Source organism: Rheinheimera metallidurans (assembly GCF_036983985.1).
Taxonomy (GTDB): domain Bacteria; phylum Pseudomonadota; class Gammaproteobacteria; order Enterobacterales; family Alteromonadaceae; genus Alishewanella; species Alishewanella metallidurans.
In genome coordinates, this window is record NZ_JALAHQ010000002.1 from 580,383 (window position 1) to 600,975 (window position 20,593).

Here is a 20,593-nt window from a genome sequence, read left to right on the forward strand (position 1 = left end):
AACATCCAGTAATAAAAAGTACAGCAATAAAAAAGCCGCCAACAGGCGGCTTTTTACTAAATCAGCAATTACTTAACGGTAGGAGCGTAAGTAAAAGTAGCCGTTGCTGTGGTAGTACCAGTAGCTGTACCTGTAATGGTGTTAGTAACTGTAGTACCAGTACATACGCCATTAACCGGTGCGCCGTCGCCTGCGTTACAGGTTGGGTCAACCGGGCCTGTGCCTGGGTTAACCGTGGTGCCACGGTTATTAGAAATAATAGCTGCTGCCACTGCAACACCTACTGCACCCGCAGCAATAGTACTAACGGCTACGCCACCAATTGTACCTTCGCCGCCAGTGTTTTCTTGAGCACTTACGTTAACAGCAAAAGCTAACGCTGCAGCAGCAATTAATAATTTTTTCATAATCATTCCTTTAAAGGGGTTGAGCAAAATAGTTTGTTCAAGACTATACCAAAACAACCCCTAACATCAAGCTCTAAATGGTAATACTTAGTTAATATCTGTTGGGATAACTGCCGCCACAGTCTGCCATAACTGCTCGCTCTGGTGTTTTAGTGCCGCGCGGCGTGCAACAAACTGCTCGCTACCGGCATTGTTAATTACATGCTGCAATTTATGCTGCAACTGCCCGGCACTAATATCTGCACTGAGTAACGCCTCAGGTTGGCCATACTCGTCAAACAAGCGCTCATATTTGTGGCTCCAGCTGGTACCCAGGCACGGCACCCCCTGCGACAACGCACTAATGCAGCCATGGTAACGAGAGCAAATTACCGCTTTACTGGCGCCAATAATCCCTTTCACTTTTAGCGGATCACTTTCAGTAATCAGCTCGATATTGCCAGCGGTTTGACTTATTAACTGTTGGCAAATAGCGGCATCTTGCTCAACTTCATGATTAAGCAATACCGGGGTTAACCCTGCAGCACGAATAACCATAATAGCATTAAGTAAAACCTCTAAATAAGTATGTTGCCACTGCGTATGCTGATTACGCTTATTCAGCATATTACTGTTGGGAATAATCAATACATTCTGCTGACCGTTGGTGTAATATTCGGGCAATACTCCAGCCACCAGATTAGTAAAATCGGGAAACTGACACATATTTGGTTTATCACCAATTAACGTGCGGATATGCTCCAAACTTGTTTGCTCCCGCGCTACAATTAAAGCCGCCTGAGGTAACGCCGTTTGCAACAACTTAATGTCATCTGGCCGACTAAAAGGCCCAAATGCCTGTGGTAATAAGATATACGTTTTGCCATGTCGGGAAAAACGTTTAATTTCGGCAGACATTGCCCGTATATTATCTTCAGGCCATTGATCACTATAAGCAAAGCCGGAAGCGTCAAATATCACATCAATATCAGCCTCAGTTAACAAACCAAAATTACGTTTCAACCATTGCCGCAGCCTCGCCGGTATGTAATAACTCAGGCCATTTAAATCCAACCGGCCTTTGCGTAATGGTACTTTTTGCCAAGCCCCGACTGCAGCCCGGGAAAGATAAGGAGAATAACGGTGTGGCCCCAATGCCAGTTCGGCATGCGGCATGCGCTGCCGCATTTGTTGTAAGATGGCATGTAGCATTAACTCTGCACCTTTATTAACAAACTGTATGCCTTTAACTTCAATAATCAATTACTGGATTTCCTTAATTAACAGGTTATCGTCTTTTTTCTGAGAAAATGGTATTCCTCCCTCGGGCTGGGCATAGCCCACAGCCAATAACATAATGGTACGCTCAGAATAATCCAAACCCAGCTTTCTACTGAGCAAACGCTCCCGCTCTTCAATATCTGGCCAATTAATTGGGCATGTGGATAAACCCAGAGTTTCAAATGCAAGCATTAACTGCATTGCGGCTAATGAACCATCAATATAAATAACATGGCGATCCCGTTCTGCCGGATAGGCTCCGAGGTCTCCTACGATCGCAATTACACAAGGTAAATTGCCAGCAAAACCCACAGTGCCCATAGCACATTCGGCTAAAGACGCGGCTTTAACGGCATCATTGACAACATAGAAGCTAAATGGCTGCCGGTTACAAGCAGAGGGTGCCAGAGCTGCAGCTCCCACCGCCTTTCTGATCAAAGCCATGTCTACCGGTCGGGGTAAATACCATCGAACTGACCGTCGGCGACGAAACAACAGCAGCAATTGTTCATAATCAATTGGGCAATCAGGCAGTTCGCTGTGAGGGTAAGGCACACTGCTGACAACTTCTGCCATTGGTGTAACCGATATAAAACAAGCTTTGGCCGCGTCCTGCACTTTACCCGGGCTTACGATCTTAAAGTAGTCAGTCAATACATCATGAGCCCATTTCAGCTCTGCGGCACATAAGCTGCCAGCCCTTACTGCATCAGTATAACAGTTTACCGTTTCGCCAATATAAGCCTCAGCAAATACTTCACGCCGTGGCTGCATAATCAGCCCCTTTTCCAAGCGATGAATATTCCGCCTTAATAGCCAGCTGCTTTGCCGACTTTGCTTTAAATCCTGCCAATAAGCAAGCTGACCTAACAGCACAGCACGATGCTCACGATAAAACTGGCGGCTAAAGAAGGTGTAATATAAAGATGCCAGAAAGCCATTGGCGGCAAACAGCCTGATAAATAGCCGTTGCATACGCGCAAGAGTTTGCTTTAACCAGCTAATTGCAGCAAGTGGTAGTACCCTTTTTAACAGCTTTACCAACATCAGCATAACTTCCAAATAAAAACTGCATAGCCGGTATTATGTTAGGAAATTACAGCCCTTAGCAAATATATAGGCTAATTCGATCCACTAAATGCACTATATGAGCAAAAAAAAGCCAACCTTAAAAGTTAAGGTTGGCAATAAATTCATGAATTGGCGATGGAACTACGAAATATTATACCTGAATCAAAAAAATATTCGGCGAGTTTTTAGACAAAAAATGCAGTTAATTGCGGCTTTTTGCGGCAAAACGGTTATGGTAAGAACGCAAACAGCGCATAGCAAGATTTCCAAATACCGTACCACTGGTCCTGCTTAATCGTAATTTAAATAATAACCATCGGTTAAATGGCACCAGGGTATATAAATGATTATCATCCAGAAAATAGTTAAACCACGAATAGCACCGGGTAAGCCAACGGTATTTCTTTACACTAGCATGGCCATAAGGCACAGGGTTGCCACTATAAGCTAACATTGCCTGCTCGACAAACCCGGTCCATAACGTTTTTTTTCTTCTGAGGTTGTAGGGCACCTGCTGCCAAAATGCCATAAATTCACTGTCCCAAAATGGCATCCACCAATCCAGAGCAAAAAAATCATAGTACCGGTTTGAATTAATAATAAACTTAGCCTGCCTCTCGCGGTAGTTCCACGCCTCAGCAACAGAATTACTGTTTTCTATGCCCTGTTGCCGGGCTACAACAGTTATCTCAGCAATTTGTTGCCGGACTTTAGTTATTAGCTCATCGGTCAATGCATGCCTGCTATTTTGATAATGCCGCGATATGACTGCTTGCAATGCCAGCTCTGGCCAATTGTTGTCTGATGGCTGGCCACTATGCGAAGTATCGCCGGAGAAGAAAGCAGCGGTATGCCCAGGCGCAACAACAGCATCGGGTGCAATAACGCCCTCGTCAAACAACTGCTGAATCGCAGGAAATACCTGAACATTTGGCACCGACACTAAACCATGAACAAAACTCAGATAATCATTAAAACGGCCTTGTTGCAGCAAGTTTTGCCATAGCTGACGGTTATACTGCACACAATGCCAGGCAAAGCCCAGCTCAGCTGCCACACGCTTACTTAATTCAACTTCTGCACTACCGGGGCGGCCAAAGGTAAAACATAGCACGTTGGTGTAGCCAGCTTGCTTAAGGTAAAGCGCCAGGGCACGGGAATCGTAGCCGCCGCTAAGCGGCACCACTATTTGGCGCCCCGCGGCATAGCGTATTAGCCGGTTTACAACCTTGGATACCACCGCGTCAAGTTTGCGTTGCCACCCAACAATATCAGTGTTTGGTTCAACATTATTGTAAGGGATAAAACAGTAATACAGTTCAGTGCACAAATGCATCGTATCTAAATTCACCTGCAACAATTCAGCTGCCTGCAGCTGCTTTACCGCCGGATGCAAAGTGTCTTTGCCAGTGACAAAACCTGTGTGCTCAAACTCTTGCTGCGTTAGCGCAGAGATGCCGGCATGTGGTAAATATTGCGAGCAGATCAGCTCTGCGCTATCAGAGATAATAATCTGTTGTTTAACTAGTGTGTAATACAGCGGCCTGCTGCGTACTTTGTCACTAAAGCACAATAGCTGTGTTTCTAACTGACACAACACTGAAAAAAAACCGTTCAAACTAGCAAGAAACTCTGGCAACTGCCCGGCTGCAGCAGCAGCCACTATTGCAGCTTTTAATTGCAACGGAGCCAGCACAGAATCGCCCAACCATACCTGACCACACACTGTAACACCATCTACAGTGACAGTATTTCCGTAGCAGCCAGTAATGTGCAGCACAGGTTGTAACGTTTTTGTCATCTCGGCCACGCTAAAGCCTTTCGCCCGGGATAACTACAGCCGCATGCTTTGTCTTACTAAACATCAGCGCCATCAGGGTAAAAAAAGTGCTGTGTAAAACACCCACCAAAGCAAAAGCTGCAACAGCTTTTACCGGGTCCTGAGTGATATAACCCACATACCACAGCGCCGCCAGGCGCAGCGTTAATGTCGCCACATTTAGCGCTATAGCCCAATGCTGCACCTGCAATACCATAACAGCTTTTACACTGGGGGTATTAACAAAGGCGCAGTACAACCATACCGCCATCCAACGGGCATACTCTCCGCTGGCCTGCCATTCAGCACCAAATATCAGCGCGAATAACCAGGGCCCGGCAAAAATAAACACGCTAAAAGGTATAATGCCTATGGCAGCCAGGCTAAGGCTGGCTTTAAGCAGAATACCTACCAGCGGCTTTTGTTGCTGATACGCTTTAGTAAAATGCGGATAAAACACATCACCTACAGCGCGGCCCAGCAGCATCGCAGGCAGTGCCAGTATGGCTTTGGCCAGCGTATAAAAACCGGCCGCAGCACTACCATATAATGCAGCCAGCATTAGCACAGGCGCACTCTGCGCTGCCGCATTAAGCAACGCCTGAGGCGTTTGAAACAAGGGAAAAGCCTTGAACTGACGTAAAGTGCGGTGCAGCTTTAGCCAATAGCGCCGCGACCAGGCATGGCGAAAAACACTAACAGGCTGCCAGCGTGCCGTGCTTGCACGGCCACCGACAAGCCGCAACAAACTATTGTGTAGCAGGTAAGCGAATACTGCTATGGTTATCAACACTGCGGCGATACTTTGCCACAAACCAAATAACAGGCGTGACAAATTCACAATAAGAGCCTGCATTACATCGGCTTTGGCTAACACTTTAAACTGCTGCTGCCTTATCAGTAACTGCTGGGTAATTTGCAGGCGGGCAGCAAATAGCATGGACAGCGGCAGCAAAAACACCAGATTACCAATATTTTCCACCGACAACAGCGCCAGCAATGGCTGCTTAAATAGCAACAACAGCATAAAAACTAACAAACAAAAGCCTACTGCTACCGCCCAGGCTAAACTGGCAATATTCCGGGTTTCAACACGATTGCGGCCCTGAACTACCGCCATAGGTAAGCAAAGTGCCGCCAGCGGGAACACCAACAGCAATAAGGCATTAAAAGCGCCAAGCTCACCAAAGGCCTCAGGGCCATATAGCCTTAATACCAACGGCATAAAGCCAAAATTGATCAGCTGCACCAGCATGGTACCGCTTAGCAGCAACGACACCTGGCGAACTAACTTATTTGCGAAAAGTGTTTTAACCACGAAACAGCCCACAACTTAAAAAAAGTGGCAAAAGTATACCACAGTACTATTAACGCCAAGTAACACCTGCCACCAGGCGGGAAAAAGTAAGTAGCAACACCTTTGTGGCAAATTGCTTTTAACAGCACCGGCCAGTTTGGTAACTGTCAGTTCAGGGTAACAGATACACTGCGTTTTATTTTTTGGTGCAGTAGTAAATCTCGCCGCTGGCTGGTGTTAAACCCATGGTAATAATATCTTGCTCCGAGGCAAGCTCTTCAATCGTCGTCGTTTTTACGTTAAAGCCAGCTTCTTCTAAGCGTGATACATAATCCGGGCCATAGCGTCTAACGTGATCTTCCTGCCCGAAGGCTTTTAAACGCTCTTGTGGATCGGTTATGGTTGGGTCTTCAAAAGTGACATCGCTGGTAATAGGCACTAACAATATTGCCCAGCCCGTTGTTTTTAACACGCGACAAAACTCACGCATCGCGCGTTTATCATCATGCACATGCTCCAGCACATGGCTGCAATAAATAACGTCGAAACTCTCGTCAGGGTATTGAATATCGGTGATGTCCATTGACACCATAGCGCGTGGGTTAAACAGGTCTGCAGTAATATAACTATCGCCTAAACGCTGCTTAAAGCGGGGCTCAAAACACAGCTCCGGCGCAACATGCAGCACTTTTTTCGGCTTGCCATCAAACAAATCGGTATGTTTGTTTAAATACAACCATAGCAAACGGTGGCGCTCCAGCGCATCACAATGAACACATTGCGCGTCTTGACGCGGCACTGCACCAAAGCTACGAAACAAACGGGAGGACTTGCCACAAACAGGGCACCACCTTCCTTTACCATAATAGGGAACCCCTTTCACAACCGCTCTGACACGCCGCATAGGCTTTTTTACCCACTCAGGCAGTAATGCTGTGAATCCCATATTTTAACTCCCAATCTATTTTATTTTATGTCATGCACTATATAAAAAAACGCGCCCTGAGGCGCGTTTTTTTTAACTAATCAGCCGAGGCTGAATTAATTACTTACTTTTTGTACTGGTCGTTAACTACGTTGATAACAGAACCTACAGTGCTGTTAGTGTAGTATGGAGCCAGAGAGATGTTAGAAGCGTCAGCATTGATGATGAAAGTAACGCTTAACTTCTCGTTAGAAACGCCTTTAGTTAAACCGAAAGCAGTTAACAGGTCGTTTTCGAAGTAAGAAGTAACGCCACCTTTCTTAGCTGGCTTAGCAGTCATAGTAACTGGGCCGTACTTAACGCCAGTTTTACCTACTGCTTCAACCATAACTTCTGCATCAGCTGTGCCCAAGTTTGACACTTCAACCACTGGAGCTAAGTGAGCGTAACCTACTGGCAGGTAAGGTACGTTTACTACAGTAGCGTCTAACTGGAATTTACCAGCGTCACCAGAAGCATAAGTGTAAGCAGTTGCAACACCATTATAAGTTACTTTACGAGTTAATTCGAAAGCAGTCACTGGCAGAGTATCACCTGCAGCAGCACCAGCAGTAGCAGATACGTACCAAGTACCGGCTTTACCAGTCGTTGCAGCTGGTAGAGCTGCGGTCAGAGCAGCAACATCAAAAGTAGCTGTATCTTTACAAGTGCCACCTACAGTGCTGCATGAGAAGTTAGCAGCAGCTACATCAACTTTTACAGTTGCAGGAGCAGCTGGTGACAAACATGCGTTCGCGCCGTTTGCGATTGCAGGATCAGCACAAGTAGAGATTGATACTGAGGCCAGCTTACCTAAACCGCTAGCTGCTTTCAGTACAACTAAATCGCTACCAGCGGCGCCAACTGTTGCAACAACGTTACCAGCAACGCCATTTGATGGCTGAGAAATTTTCAGCTCTGCAACAGTGTTACCTTTGCCTACTACGAAAGCATTACGGCTGGTACGGTTGATAAAGCCATCGAATTTCTTCTCGATAGTTGCAGTTTCTTGTGCAGAAGTCTTAGTTAACGGCGCCAGGTTATTGCCAACAGTGTCTTTCGCAACTGTAGAAATACCATCAACAGCAGTATAAGTTACGTTACCGGCTTTAGGCGTAAATAAACCTTTGAAGATAATGTCATAAGCAGAGTTTGCGATTACTGGGTTACCCAGCTCAACATCCATTTTCAACGTAGGCGCTACAGTAGCAGTACCGTTTGACCAAGTAACGTTAGCAAAACGGAAGGTACCGTTGCCGTAAGCAATTTCAAAATCAGCGGTACCATTAACAGCACCAGATGCAGCACCAGTAAAGGTAGTGCCGATTGGGAAAGTTAAAGTGATTTTATCGCCTGGAACCAGCTCTGAACGAGTGATTACGCGAATAGTTTGCGCGCCAGCAGCAGCAGCAACACCAGCAGCAGCAGCTTCAGTAGTGATTACTGTCGGGCTAGCAATAGTTAAATCGGCAGCATTAGCGGCAAAAGCCAGGCCTAAAGATGCAGCGATTAAAGAGGCATTAAATACCTTTTTCATATGTCCAAATCTCCAATTTCATGAAATTGGAACAAGAAGCAATTTTCACTACATTGTTCCATGTTTTTTTACAACTTTCTTGTTGAAAGTTAAATTGTAAAGTTAAGCTAGGGGTACTAGTAACACCTAGCGCGCGCCTTTACTTCAACTTTCAGGGCGTAGTTTTATGTAATCACTGCAAGAAGTCAACTTTATCTTGTAGTGGAAACAAAAAAAGTTCCGTCATATGAAGCCGTTTTAAAGCAACATTTGCTTTAAGGCTAGGTTACGCGCGCTTTACACGTATGCCTTGCTTAACAAAGGCATTGCCATATTAAACTTTAGCAATATCCGCCAGAACAAAACAGCCAGTAACCCCATGTTTTAGCTACGTAAAACATTAACCAACCATAACCAGTTGCAACAAAAAATGCAAGCCGATTTAGCTAATTTAAACCGATAAACTCCATGCCGGAATTTAATTTACGTTTTATATCGTCCCACTCGTCTGAGCGCTGAATAACCCGCGGCGTTACCATAATAACCAGCTCGGTTTTCGTATTATTGCGTGACTTAGTGCCAAACAACGCGCCAAGTATAGGTAGGCGGTGCAATGCCGGCAGGCCGTCTTGGTTATTGCTACGGTTTTCGCTAATTAACCCCCCTAGCACTATGGTTTGGCCGCTTTCGGCTACAACTTCGGTTTTAATACTACGCTCAAATATTTGCGGGTTACCCTCTAGCGATGCACCACCGTCTACCTGATTACTGTTTGATTGCTCAATGCTCATAATAACGACACCTTGGGCATTAATAGTAGGCGTTACACTAACATCGATACCAGCAAAGCGATATTCTACCGAGCGCGTAGTGCCATTTGTTGGGTCGGTAGTGGTTTTACCCACAATAGGTATATCTGTACCCACATTAATATTGGCGCTTACACCGTCGCGCACTAATAAAGTAGGTTTAGATAGCACATTAACCAAGCGGTTAGTTTCGAACGCTTGGGCATTAATGCTATTTACGCCGCTGGCCCACTTTAATACCGTGCCGCCAATAGCGGCAGCACCAAAACTGTTGGTTAGGGCAAACTTGCCCGAACTAAACGCCGCATCAACCCCCAATTTAAACTCGTCGGTTAAGGTAACCTCAGCGATAGTTAGCTCTAGCATGACTTGTTTAGGCATAACATCTAAGCGTTCGACTAATGGCAACATGGCCTGATAATCTGTGCCTGAAGCATAAAAAATAAGGGTATTAGAGCGCTCATCCACCACCATGCGCATATTCTCGTTTTCAGCGCTGGTTGTGGTTTGCGCCGCACGGTTTTCAATTTGAGCAGCACGTTGTTCAGAGCTATTTTGCGCGGTATTACGCTGCGTAGCAGAGCCACCAGAAATTAATGCCGATACACTTTGGCCCAGATCCGAAGCACGAGCATAGCGCGGGGCATAAATAAAATATTGCTGCTCACTACCTGCGCTGGGTTTATCAATTTGTTTAGCCCAATACTGAATGCGATTTAAAAACTCGGCTTCGCTGGCAAATACTGCAACAGCGCCTAATTGCACCAATGGCACAAAGGAAACACGGTTATCTCGGCCACCAGCAGGCGACATAATGCCTTCATTGGCTAGTAGCTCAGTAATTGATTTAATAAACTGCTCAGCGGTTAAGTATGTTAATTTTAAGAAACCCACATTTCTACTGTGACTGCCTGGCGAGTCTAATAACTCTAACAACTCTAACGCTCGCACCACCTGCTGATGCTCTCCGGTAAGAATAAGCAACCCTTGCGCAGAATCAAAACCAGTTTGTACGTTAGCTATTATACGTAGTGTTTCTAAGGCATTAGTATTAACAATGTAACGCAGTGGCACAATTTGCCGCACGTTAAGCGCATTAGGTACGGTATCTGCTGTACGGCCATAGCCGACAGCCGTTATATCATTACCGGTTTTGGGCAGCGCAGAAATATATAGCAAGTCATTTTGTCGCTTTATTCCCACGCCTCGTTCAAGCAGCAATTGCTCGGTTAAGCTGTAGAGTTTTTGCGGGCTAATTTTTTGCTGAATATTTAATGTTACCGGCGCCAACGCGGCTAAACCCTCGCCCAGTATATAATTGGCCTGTAATAGCTCGCCAAAGCTGTAATGCAAATAATCTATTAGCGGCATCGTGTCGGTGGCAATAGTTAGGGTTTCATTTTTTGAAAACCGATCAGCAATAGCTGCATCTGAATTAAAGCCCTGCGCAGGTGATGCCAAAGATGGTACGCGAATAAAACCCGCTGTAGCATCGGGGCCACTTGGCTGCGCAGTCGTTGGCTGGCCGTTGGGCTGAACAATAACCTCGCCTTGTAAATATGATGAGTTTAGTTGGTAGTCTTTTGTTGCTTGCTGGCTAGCGCAACCGGCAAGCACTAAGCAACTTAATAGGCTTAAATATAAGGGCTTATTTATACGTTTTCGGGTCATGTTAGTTATATCTCAGGCCATGCTATGGCATTGATGAAATTGGCAAGGCAGCTTCAGCAGTAAATAGCTGTAACCAAAGCTCGCGCTGCTGATGACGCAGTGTTATGCGTTTTGCACTAACCGCTACCACGTCATAATGCTGTAATTTATCACCGGCTTTTAATAACAAACGCTGCGGCATTGCGCTAGGGTTTTTACTATCAGTAACCGTTAAATTGGCCATATAATACTGTTGTTTAATAATAGCGCTAAGACGATAAACGTTATCATTAATATACAACGTACGCAGCCTACCTTGCTGCAAGTCTTGCTCGGCAAGCGTAAGCCCACTAACCCCCTCGGTCTCGCTGCTTGGCGGCAATTCAGCCTCTACAGCTTGAGGTGCATTAAATTGGCGGTACAGCGCTATTATTTCTGCCGACTGCACACCAGCATCAACCGGATTAATTATGGCTGGCACTTGGGGTAACATATCTGAACTTACCGCATTAGTTTTGGGCGCATTAACACTGTAATCAATTAAAGCCAACAGCGCAGCTAACAGCAATATAGGGGCTAGTTTTATAGCTAGGGTTTTAAACTGCCGTAAATTCATGGTTCTTCCTGCCGTGCTACAGCAAGCCGAATAGAAATACTGCCGTCAACATTACCCATGTCAACCTCGGTTTGTCCTCGGATAGTAAGCTGTTGTTCAATAATGACCATAGACGGTATAATAGCGCTTTGTTGTAGCTGGTTTAATAAGGTCAAAAAATGCTTTAGCTTACCATTAAAGCGCAAATCTAATACCAATGTTTGCACGCCCCCCTCAGCCAAGCCTTCGCGCCAAGACGATAAGGTAATTTGCATATTATGCTGCAAAAACAATTGCTCTAATTGCTGCTGGCTATGCAGTTTAAACTGGGTTAAGTCTTCACCATTACCCAGCTTTGCTTCCGCTAACGCTAACAACTGCTGCATATCTTGCTGTACCTGCTGCATATCTTGCTCTAATGCTAGTAGCGCCCTTGCTTTATGCTGAGCATTTTCACTGTATTGCAACTGCAACCAATGCTCTTGCTTGCTAAGCCACATTGGTTGCCAAACAAAACGCGCAAGCAATAACAACAACAGCACACTAATATAGCCTTTATATTGCTGCCAAATTTGCATTATGATGCACCCTGCTGCAACTGAAAACTTACGGTTGCTAAGTCTTTATCGCCTTGCCTACGCACATTCCCCTCTACTTTTGCATTGGTAACACCTAGCTGCTTAACCAAAAGCTGCAGCGCTTCAGTAGCTGAGGTCGCTTCAATGCTTAAAGAAACGGCTGCCTGCCGTTGCTGTACGTTATTAATAACAACGCCTTGCTGATACAAAGGTGCAAGCACCTGCCACAGCTGTAATAAATTATCTGATTCAGGCAACACCTGTTGTAACTGCTGATAACGGTTAATCATATTGTTTATATGTTCACGCTGCAGCAATAACTGGTTGGCATGATTATTGGCTTGCTGTAGTTCAACGCGGCTATTTTGCTGTAAATGCTCGGCGATATAACCCATAAATAATAAATACAAGGTAATACTGCCAGCCAGCGGCCACATATAGCGGCTAACTGACTTTAACGTACTGTTACGTTGCATTGCTGCTTTATTAATTAAACCAGCAAGAGGGAATTGGTATAGCTTAAATAATGCTTTTAACACATGCTGTTGAAACTGGCTACCATTAATAGCAACACGGCCATGCAAGCTGCTGCCTTGAGCTAGCATAAACTGGCTATCCGTTTGCAGCATTCCGCCCTTAATAGCCGATACCGCCCCCGCATGAGTGCGACTAATAAATATATCGGCTTTATTATCTGGGCTGCGATACGTAACAACATCACCTATTTGATACTGCTCAGCTATAAGCAACGTTTCTGGAAGATATAATAGAGCATTATGGGCCATGGCTGGCGGTTTTAGCTGATACCAAATTACCGGTATTTTACCATTTAGCGGCTGGCCTAAAATATACAAGCTGCCCTTATCTTTAGTAGCTTGTTGAAATTTAACCAACTTTTTCGCATCAGCCTTGCTTGTTACTGGCAGCCATTGCACTTGCTCTGTGTAGCAGTGACGGCTTAAAACTAGAACCTTACTTTTAGTGGCCACAATAGGCTCTAACCTGCCAGCGGCGGTTAATTTATAATGCTGCTCATCAAGGTAAACAACCTGACGTAATAAAAGGCTTTTTGCCGTAGTAATTATGCGAGTAAATAAGTTGGCCATTGACTATTCTTTGTTTAATCTAACCAAATAAGCGGAAATTGGTTTTCCGGGCGAATGTAACAGATAAAACGGCTTTTCGCTACAGACTCACCATAAGCAACCTTTACTTCTATTAAAAATCGCTGACCCGGAACAAAAGATAAAGACTCATAGTCCTCAATGCCGGTTAATGCAATGTAGGTTGCGGCATCTAACTGCCCCTGTTCGCGCAACTGAATAACTTTTGAGGCCACATCAGGGGCAAGCATTGCTTTTAATCTAATATCAGGTGCGGTTAGTGGGTTAAGGGTAGAATTAGGCAAAGCGACAACCGCCTCAGCTAATTGACTAAATTGCAATTCTGTAATACCCGATACCTGCTTAAATTCAGATAAATTTTGCATCAACATATCTCGGCCAGCCTTGGCGTGGCTTAATTGATAGGTGTTGCTATTGAACCCTTGCCAATGCTGCAAGTTAGCAACAATACGCTGAGCATCAGTGCCGCTAATTGCAACCTGTTGCAGTAAGTTACTTAGCTCAGTTTGCATACCGGGCGTTGCCAACGACAGCATGCCATAAATATCTTGAATGCGTATTTGGACATTATCAGCCGGAGAAAACGTTTTACCGTAAAAATTCCAATGTTTAGTTAAAATGTTAGCGGTAGGCGGCTTATGGTTACCCTCACTAAATATGGGTTGCGTAAGCAAAGCGTAAAATAATTCGTTTTGCCACTGCATTAGCATCAACTCTGCTGTAATTTTATCTTGCAAAGTGCTGGCAATATTGACTTGTGCGCGACTGGTGAGCGTAAAATGCAGCGCCATAAGCGACAAAATGCTAGTTATAAACAGCACCTGCACTAACGCAACACCGCTAACATATACAAAGGGTGGTTTAAATGTCGTCATTAACATAAATCATTTTAAATCTATTATCGTTTTTCAATGCATAAATAATTGGTTCGTTCTGTGCCCAAGTAAGGTTTACAGCATACGGTAACATGCCAATACTCGCCGCATTATAGGTAGCGCTCCACTCTAATTGGCCTTCTGAATCCTCCATAAACTGGCTTCTATCAGCAAAGCTTCGCCAACCATAGTAATTAAAGCGAACATGCTTACTTTGCAGCAATACCATGGTTTTATCCGGTTGTGGCAGCGGAGCATCTCGAAATAGCGGTTGCTTTAAAAAGCTAGATTCAGCGTAAAGCAGTTGTTGCTCGCCACTTGGTAACGTTTTAACTGTGAGACGCACAAGTGCTTGAGCCGCAGTTTGAAATATTGGCTGGTTGGTAATAAATACCAGTTGCTGTTCATCACCGTAAAATAAATACACCGCATTGTTGTTGGTATCTCGCACGATATAATTGGCAGCGCCATGTAATAGCTGGCGTAATAATAATAACTTTTTTGCATCACTAACATGGGTATTAAAGCTGCCTAAGTCTTTACGCCAACGCTCACTAAATATAGAGAAGCTAAGGCTGCCAATGTACATCACCACACTGAGTAGCACCATAGCAAGCAGCACTTCAATTAGCGTGAAACCTTTTGCTTTCATAGCCCTTTCCAGCTTAACGACGTAAATTCAAACTGCTGGCTATATTCTTCTTTATTAATGGTTAGTTGCACTTGCCATAAATAAAATTTGTTATCTAACGTAACAAAACTATCGGTTTCTAATTGAAATTGTGGTGGTGGTGGCGCTTTTTTTATAACAGCTGCAGACCAACTAAATTGATAACTATTTAATACACCTTGCTGTGTGATAGTTTGGCTAACATCAGCTTGGCGCAAATTAAAGCTGATAGTATCAACCAATAATGGCACTAGAGCGGAAAGCTCTACCGAGCGACTAGCTTTAATACTTGACTGTGCAGCCCCTTGATATATTTGGCTAACGCTAGCCACTACCGTAAATAAAATAGTAGCCGCAATAAGAACTTCGATCAGGGTAAACCCTTTAGCATATTGCTTAGTGTTCATATTTATCTGTTAATAACGAGGCTAAATTAATATGTTGCTCACGCTGGTTAATGCTGAACGTTAATTGATCAGGTTGTATGTAGCCATTTTGATTGATAACGATGTGCTGTGGGCTAAAAAACAGGTAATTAAAAACCGTGACAACTTCTGGCTCTGTTGGTTGTTGAGGAATGGCGTAAATAGCTTTACCATCAAACTTAAAGCTGTATTGCTGCTGTTTGGCAAAAGCATTGAAACTTTGCTTATGCAACCAACGCTCTAACATTTGCCGCTCGTTACGGGCGCGGGCGTTTTCAACTTGTTTAATTGTTAATGGGCCAACTAAGGCTATAGCTATACCTAACAGTACAATAACAATAAGCAACTCGATAAGCGTAAAACCTAGCTTCATCTAACTACACTCATGTTAAATGGTATCATTAACAGACATTATGCTAAGTAGCATTACCACCACCACTGAGCCGACTACGCCGCCCATAAATAAGATCATTAGGGGTTCAAGCAGGCTGGTTACTTTTGTTGTCCAGCTGGTAAAATCGTTGCGACTTCTACTCGCGATCTCTTCAAACACTAAAGATAACTGTCCACTTTCTTCACCCACTTCAAGTAATGACAGATAAAAATCGGGATAAATAGGTGTGCTGCTGAGCGCTTCGGTAAGACTAACCCCACGTTTAACTTTGGCTCGTGCTGCTGCGACACTATTTCTCAGTATCGTGTTTTTAACCGTGCCAGCGGCTAATTCAATGGCGCTATCAAGTTTTACTCCAGCATCAAGCATTAGCGCCATGCTGGTGTTAAACCTGATGCGCTCTATTTGTAAAATAGCGGCTTTAATAACTGGCAGTTTAATTAGGTTTTCATCTAACCATTGTGTTAACAAGCCTTTTTGGGCTACTTGATGTAACGCTACACCAGAGATAATGATGCTAAGCAGTGCCCACCATTGGTATTGCTGCATCCAGTCGCTGGCTGAAATTAAAAAACGAGTATACACCGGCAGATTATCGGTATTATCGAATAAACCAGACATTTGCGGCACTATGTAATTAAATACAAATACGATAGCTAATACGCAGACAGAAAATATTACTGCAGGATAAACCAACGCCTGAATAATTTTTGCCTGTAATTCTTTACGAAACTTTAAATCTTTTGCTAAACCGGCAAATACTTCGGCAAGCTCGCCACTGGCTTCACCCATTTTTACAAGGCTAAGGTAAAGTGCATCAAAATGTTTATGCTTAGACAACGCCTCAGTAAGCGACTCGCCACGTTTAACCGCAACTGAAAGTTCAGACAATAAGCGGCCCGATGCTGAATTAGCTTTACCTTTACTTAAAATGTGTAGACTACGATCTATCTTTACACCACTGCGCAATAATAATGCTAACTCGGATGTAATAAATTCAAGCTCGTTAAGCGATAATTTATCAGAAGCAAACAGGGTTAGTGCCGCACTATTTTGCTTAGGTTTTAATGACAGCAGCAACAAGCCTTGACGGGTTATTTGCTGTTGTGCAGTTTCAAGGCTGTCACTGTCTATTTCACTACTGACAATATTACCTGAACTGTCGTATGCCTTGTATTCAAACCGTGCCATTAGCCCGCTACCCGAATAACTTCTTCTATTGTGGTCTGGCCATTTATCACTTTAAGTAGACCATCTTGTAGTAAGGTTCTGCCTCCGCGTTCAAGGTTAAGCTTACGCGCGATTATGGGGAAATTTTCATCTTTAGGTAATGATTTAATAGCATCATCACAACGTAAATATTCAACAACGGCAATGCGTCCTCGATAACCGGTATGTGCACAAATATCACAGCCTACAGCTTTGTTTAATGTAATAGTTTGATGATGCTTGTTTGCTAAGGCATTAAGCTCGTAACGCTGAACTAACGCTTGAGTATCGTCATGCGGTTGTGTGCAATGCAGACATAGCTTTCTAACCAAGCGCTGAGCAATTATGGACACGATAGCCGCATTTAGCAGGTACTCTTCAGCACCAAGATCTAATAGCCGCGTATAAGCACTTGGTGCGTCGTTGGTGTGTACTGTTGAAAAGACAAGGTGTCCAGTAAGCGCCGATTGCATGGCAATTTGTGCAGTTTCTTTATCACGAATTTCACCTAACATAATAATGTCTGGGTCTTGTCGGACGATGCTACGTAAACCTGCTGCGAAATCGAAACCAATGGCAGATTGTACCTGAACCTGATTTACCCCTTCTAGCTGATATTCTACGGGATCTTCTAAGGTGATTATTTTAACACCTGGCTCATTAATAGCATTTAAAAACGTATATAAACTGGTAGTTTTACCTGAACCGGTTGGCCCTGTAAGCAAGACTACACCAGATGTTTTTTTGATGTCTTCACGAATAAACTTTTCTATATCAGCAGATAAACCAAGCACTTCCATGCTGTAATTTATTGAGTCTTGCCGTAAAAATCGCATAACAATGCTTTCACCGTCATGTAATGGCAAGGATGATACCCTGATATCCAAATCTTCATTGGAGATACGCATGGCTATTTTACCATCTTGTGGCCGCCGCTTTTCGGCAATATCCATACCTGACAATATTTTTAATCTTGAGGCAACAGGTAACCGCATGCGCGGCGGGATCCAATCTGCTTCTTGTAATACTCCATCAATACGAAAACGAACGCGGTAACGATTACCTAACGGCTCTAAATGCATGTCTGAAGCACGAGCACGCAATGCTCGGGAAATAAGTGAATTTAATAAATTTACCGTTGGTGCCTCACCTGCCAGTTCACGTAGCCGGTCTTCTTCTACATCACTTAATTCATCTGCAATAGCAATTATTGAGCTTGTTTGTGTATATTGCTGATGTAATGCTTGTATTTGCGCACCCGTAGCAATAAAAAACTTAGCAGACAGGTTGTGTTCTGTTAGCAGCTGATTTACTGGAACGGATAACGGATCGAGCATGACGATATTAGGTTTTGGCGATGGCGATGTTTCGTCAACACCGACTATAAAGCAATCGTGTTGGCTTAATATTTTATTTAATTCAGACTGTTGTAAGGCGTCTGCAGAAACCTGTTGCAGGGCTTCATCTGTCCATAAGGGGATAGCCAATAAACTTGAAAAATACTGTGGCAAGCTGTCTTCTGACATCGCTCCCATATTAACAAGAATTTGTTCAAGTCGACCGCCATATTTTTTTTGAAAAACAACAACCTTATCAATATCTGTTATTGATATTGAAAATTCTTCTTGTAATAACGCTAATGGATCGATCATTTAAATATGATATCCGCGTCTTCACCCTCTCCGCCAGCGATACCATTACGCCCATATGACTGTAAAGAAAAAGGCTCACCGTTATTCCCCGGCACGGTATAAATATAAGGTGCATCCCAAGGGTCTAGCGGAACATCTTTAGGTAAATAAGGCCCATCCCATTTCGGATTATTTGACCGTCTTAGCTCATTAAGGGTCGCTGGATAGTTACCAATATCTAGACGATAAGTGTTTAATGCTGTTGCAATCATTTCCATCTGCACCGCTGCCACTTTACTTTTGTTTGAGCTAACTTTGGAGAACATTTGTGGGGCAACCAATGACATTAACAACCCCAAAATAACAATAACAATTAAGAGTTCAATTAGCGTAAAACCGCGAGTTTGTTTAGACTTCATCCGTAATCCTGTTAACTAAAACTAACCTAGCACAATAACCCAGTATATTAACGTATGCCTTGAATGCTAACAAGGTAAGCGCTGGCTTCAGACCCTAACTGGGCAAAATAGTTTCGAAATTGGCATTGCCGATACGACTTTGCCAACTCCAACTTTCGCGCACGGCGTCTGATAATACTGTGGGTGTCGCTTGTGGCCATGCCATAAGCTGGTTTAAGTCGTGGTACTGCAATGGGTACGTGTTAATAAAACTGTTTAACCAGCTGGTTCTATTACCTATAACAGGTAAGCCGCAAGCTGCGTACTCAAGTAATTTTGTTGATGTTTGAAACTGATAAGGGTAAACATTAGGCACATAATTCAGACCAAATTTCGCTTGATTTAATAGCGTTGGAATTTGACTATTTGGCACTACACCAACAAACCTAATATTGGCATAATTTTGGTAACGGTGTTGTAAATATGCAGCCGGCTGGCCCACCAACCAAATACTGGCATGAGGACGAAGTTTTAGAACAACATCTAACGCCTTTTCTAGCTGACGGCTTTTATCCATTGCGCCAACGTAGATAAGATCGCACTTTTTATCGACATTTTCTTGATAAACAAACTGGCTAGATAAACCCATATCGCGAAAGCGAACTGCGATACCATCATTAAAATTGAGTAATTCACTTTGATGCTGATTCTGGAATACGCGAAGATTGGGCTTTATGTTTAGTCTTTGTTTAAGTTGGTCTTTAAGCCAAGCAAAGGGTGGCGTGGATAATGACGCATATTCATGCACAATAAATTGATGCGGCATGGGTTGATAGCGAAAATAGCCCATAAAAAACCACACTATGTCATAGCCGTGTAAATTAGCGTCAGGTGTATTTATTACTACGTGATACTGTTTTCTAAAATACTCGGCATAGGCCTGCAACTCTGGTAGTTGCGCTTTAGACTGATGAACAAAGCACAGTGACTTCAATGTTATCGTCCTCGGCTAAAAATAAGTAAACTCCAGGCTCGTTTTACTAATAACGTCTTAATTACTGTTAAACATTGGGTTAGCGGCAAGCGAAGAAATGACCGCCAAGGGAAAGCCTTGCCGTTATGTAAAGCAAGATTAACTTGATGACTCGCTAATTGACTAGATGTCATAAATTTACGATGTTTGTCTAGTAGCTGTAGATAACCCGCTTCGCGTTTAGTTGAGGTTGAAATACGCCCAGCCTCATGTTCTTGATGCAAAATATAGCTGGTGCTTTTAATGCGATAGCCGTTACCAAAAGCAGCTGAGAGCCTTAACCAGGTGTCATAATCTTGACAGCTCGGCAGGGTTATATCAAACGCATTAATGGCGCGTAATGTATCAGTTAGTGTGAATAGCTGGTTGCCGACAACATTAGCGTATAATAACTGTTGATAGTTTATTGGACGCGCTCGCGCGCCATAATTAAATATTCGGTGCTGCTCAGTTATAACGGTATAGCCGGTACACAAAAAAGCACAATCATTTCTACTAAACCAATATTGTACAAATTCAGCAATGCGCTGAGGCTTAAATTCGTCATCGTCGTCTAACCCAGTAATAAACTCACCCTTGGCAAGATTAATTGCCGTATTTCTTGCGAAAGGTGCACCACTAGGTTGATCCAATTTAATGTATTTAACTTGTGGATACTCTGCTGTTAGTCGCGCATTTTGCTTGGCATTTTCAGCGTTAGAGCCATCATCCACAACGATTATTTCAAGCGCAGGGTAAGTTTGTCCTTTGCAGCTATTTAACGCGCGCGCCAAAAGCTCCGGACGATTTTGAGTCGCTATGTATACAGTAACTAATGGCTGTTGCTCTAACAATTCTGAGTGTATTGCAGCAGATTTTAATGACAAAA

20 protein-coding genes are annotated in these 20,593 nt (G+C 43.7%); all 20 read right to left on the reverse strand.

Going from position 1 to position 20,593, the window contains the following annotated elements:
• Nucleotides 1-68 precede the first annotated feature (68 nt).
• On the reverse strand, nucleotides 69-407 hold the full coding sequence (locus MN199_RS08070) for a hypothetical protein (RefSeq protein ID WP_335739028.1): 339 nt from the start codon (nucleotides 405-407) through the stop codon (nucleotides 69-71).
• An 87-nt stretch (nucleotides 408-494) separates the two neighbouring features.
• Nucleotides 495-1,649, reverse strand: a complete 1,155-nt coding sequence (locus tag MN199_RS08075; protein WP_335739029.1) for a polysaccharide pyruvyl transferase family protein — start codon at nucleotides 1,647-1,649, stop codon at nucleotides 495-497.
• Nucleotides 1,650-2,714 (reverse strand): nitroreductase family protein, encoded by a 1,065-nt coding sequence (locus MN199_RS08080; protein WP_335739030.1) that lies wholly within the window; start codon nucleotides 2,712-2,714, stop codon nucleotides 1,650-1,652.
• A 226-nt stretch (nucleotides 2,715-2,940) separates the two neighbouring features.
• Entirely contained in the window at nucleotides 2,941-4,539 is a 1,599-nt protein-coding gene (locus MN199_RS08085) for an asparagine synthase C-terminal domain-containing protein (protein ID WP_335739031.1), read from the reverse strand.
• A 10-nt stretch (nucleotides 4,540-4,549) separates the two neighbouring features.
• Nucleotides 4,550-5,875, reverse strand: a complete 1,326-nt coding sequence (locus MN199_RS08090) for a lipopolysaccharide biosynthesis protein (RefSeq protein ID WP_335739032.1) — start codon at nucleotides 5,873-5,875, stop codon at nucleotides 4,550-4,552.
• Nucleotides 5,876-6,050: 175 nt separating this feature from the next.
• Nucleotides 6,051-6,800: a class I SAM-dependent methyltransferase gene (locus MN199_RS08095; RefSeq protein WP_335739033.1), complete on the reverse strand. Its 750-nt coding sequence runs from the start codon at nucleotides 6,798-6,800 to the stop codon at nucleotides 6,051-6,053.
• Nucleotides 6,801-6,903: 103 nt separating this feature from the next.
• Entirely contained in the window at nucleotides 6,904-8,355 is a 1,452-nt protein-coding gene (locus MN199_RS08100) for a hypothetical protein (RefSeq protein WP_335739034.1), read from the reverse strand.
• Nucleotides 8,356-8,780: 425 nt separating this feature from the next.
• Nucleotides 8,781-10,814, reverse strand: a complete 2,034-nt coding sequence (locus MN199_RS08105) for a secretin N-terminal domain-containing protein (protein ID WP_335739035.1) — start codon at nucleotides 10,812-10,814, stop codon at nucleotides 8,781-8,783.
• Nucleotides 10,815-10,836: 22 nt separating this feature from the next.
• On the reverse strand, nucleotides 10,837-11,409 hold the full coding sequence (locus MN199_RS08110; RefSeq protein WP_335739036.1) for a hypothetical protein: 573 nt from the start codon (nucleotides 11,407-11,409) through the stop codon (nucleotides 10,837-10,839).
• Entirely contained in the window at nucleotides 11,406-11,966 is a 561-nt protein-coding gene (locus MN199_RS08115; protein ID WP_335739037.1) for a hypothetical protein, read from the reverse strand. The genes MN199_RS08110 and MN199_RS08115 overlap by 4 nt, the downstream gene beginning before the upstream one ends.
• Nucleotides 11,966-13,072, reverse strand: coding sequence for a hypothetical protein (locus MN199_RS08120; protein WP_335739038.1), 1,107 nt, complete (start codon nucleotides 13,070-13,072; stop codon nucleotides 11,966-11,968). Before MN199_RS08120 ends, MN199_RS08115 begins: the two co-directional genes overlap by 1 nt.
• A gap of 14 nt (nucleotides 13,073-13,086) precedes the next feature.
• Nucleotides 13,087-13,965: a type II secretion system minor pseudopilin gene (locus MN199_RS08125; RefSeq protein ID WP_335739039.1), complete on the reverse strand. Its 879-nt coding sequence runs from the start codon at nucleotides 13,963-13,965 to the stop codon at nucleotides 13,087-13,089.
• Entirely contained in the window at nucleotides 13,952-14,617 is a 666-nt protein-coding gene (locus MN199_RS08130) for a prepilin-type N-terminal cleavage/methylation domain-containing protein (RefSeq protein WP_335739040.1), read from the reverse strand. The genes MN199_RS08125 and MN199_RS08130 overlap by 14 nt, the downstream gene beginning before the upstream one ends.
• Nucleotides 14,614-15,042 carry a PilW family protein gene (locus MN199_RS08135; protein WP_335739041.1) on the reverse strand — a complete coding sequence of 143 codons (429 nt, stop codon included), beginning with the start codon at nucleotides 15,040-15,042 and terminating at the stop codon, nucleotides 14,614-14,616. Before MN199_RS08135 ends, MN199_RS08130 begins: the two co-directional genes overlap by 4 nt.
• A complete protein-coding gene (locus MN199_RS08140; protein ID WP_335739042.1) occupies nucleotides 15,032-15,433 on the reverse strand; it encodes a type II secretion system protein in 402 nt (133 codons plus the stop codon). The genes MN199_RS08135 and MN199_RS08140 overlap by 11 nt, the downstream gene beginning before the upstream one ends.
• 15 nt (nucleotides 15,434-15,448) lie before the next feature.
• On the reverse strand, nucleotides 15,449-16,645 hold the full coding sequence (locus MN199_RS08145) for a type II secretion system F family protein (RefSeq protein WP_335739043.1): 1,197 nt from the start codon (nucleotides 16,643-16,645) through the stop codon (nucleotides 15,449-15,451).
• Nucleotides 16,645-18,315 (reverse strand): GspE/PulE family protein, encoded by a 1,671-nt coding sequence (locus tag MN199_RS08150; protein WP_335739044.1) that lies wholly within the window; start codon nucleotides 18,313-18,315, stop codon nucleotides 16,645-16,647. The genes MN199_RS08145 and MN199_RS08150 overlap by 1 nt, the downstream gene beginning before the upstream one ends.
• Nucleotides 18,312-18,713 (reverse strand): type II secretion system major pseudopilin GspG, encoded by a 402-nt coding sequence (gene gspG, locus MN199_RS08155; protein WP_335739045.1) that lies wholly within the window; start codon nucleotides 18,711-18,713, stop codon nucleotides 18,312-18,314. Before gspG ends, MN199_RS08150 begins: the two co-directional genes overlap by 4 nt.
• A 94-nt stretch (nucleotides 18,714-18,807) precedes the next feature.
• The gene (locus tag MN199_RS08160; protein ID WP_335739046.1) at nucleotides 18,808-19,686 is read right to left on the reverse strand and encodes a glycosyltransferase family protein; all 879 of its coding nucleotides are present in this window, start codon (nucleotides 19,684-19,686) and stop codon (nucleotides 18,808-18,810) included.
• 2 nt (nucleotides 19,687-19,688) lie between these two features.
• The gene (locus tag MN199_RS08165; RefSeq protein ID WP_335739047.1) at nucleotides 19,689-20,591 is read right to left on the reverse strand and encodes a glycosyltransferase; all 903 of its coding nucleotides are present in this window, start codon (nucleotides 20,589-20,591) and stop codon (nucleotides 19,689-19,691) included.
• Nucleotides 20,592-20,593 lie beyond the last annotated feature (2 nt).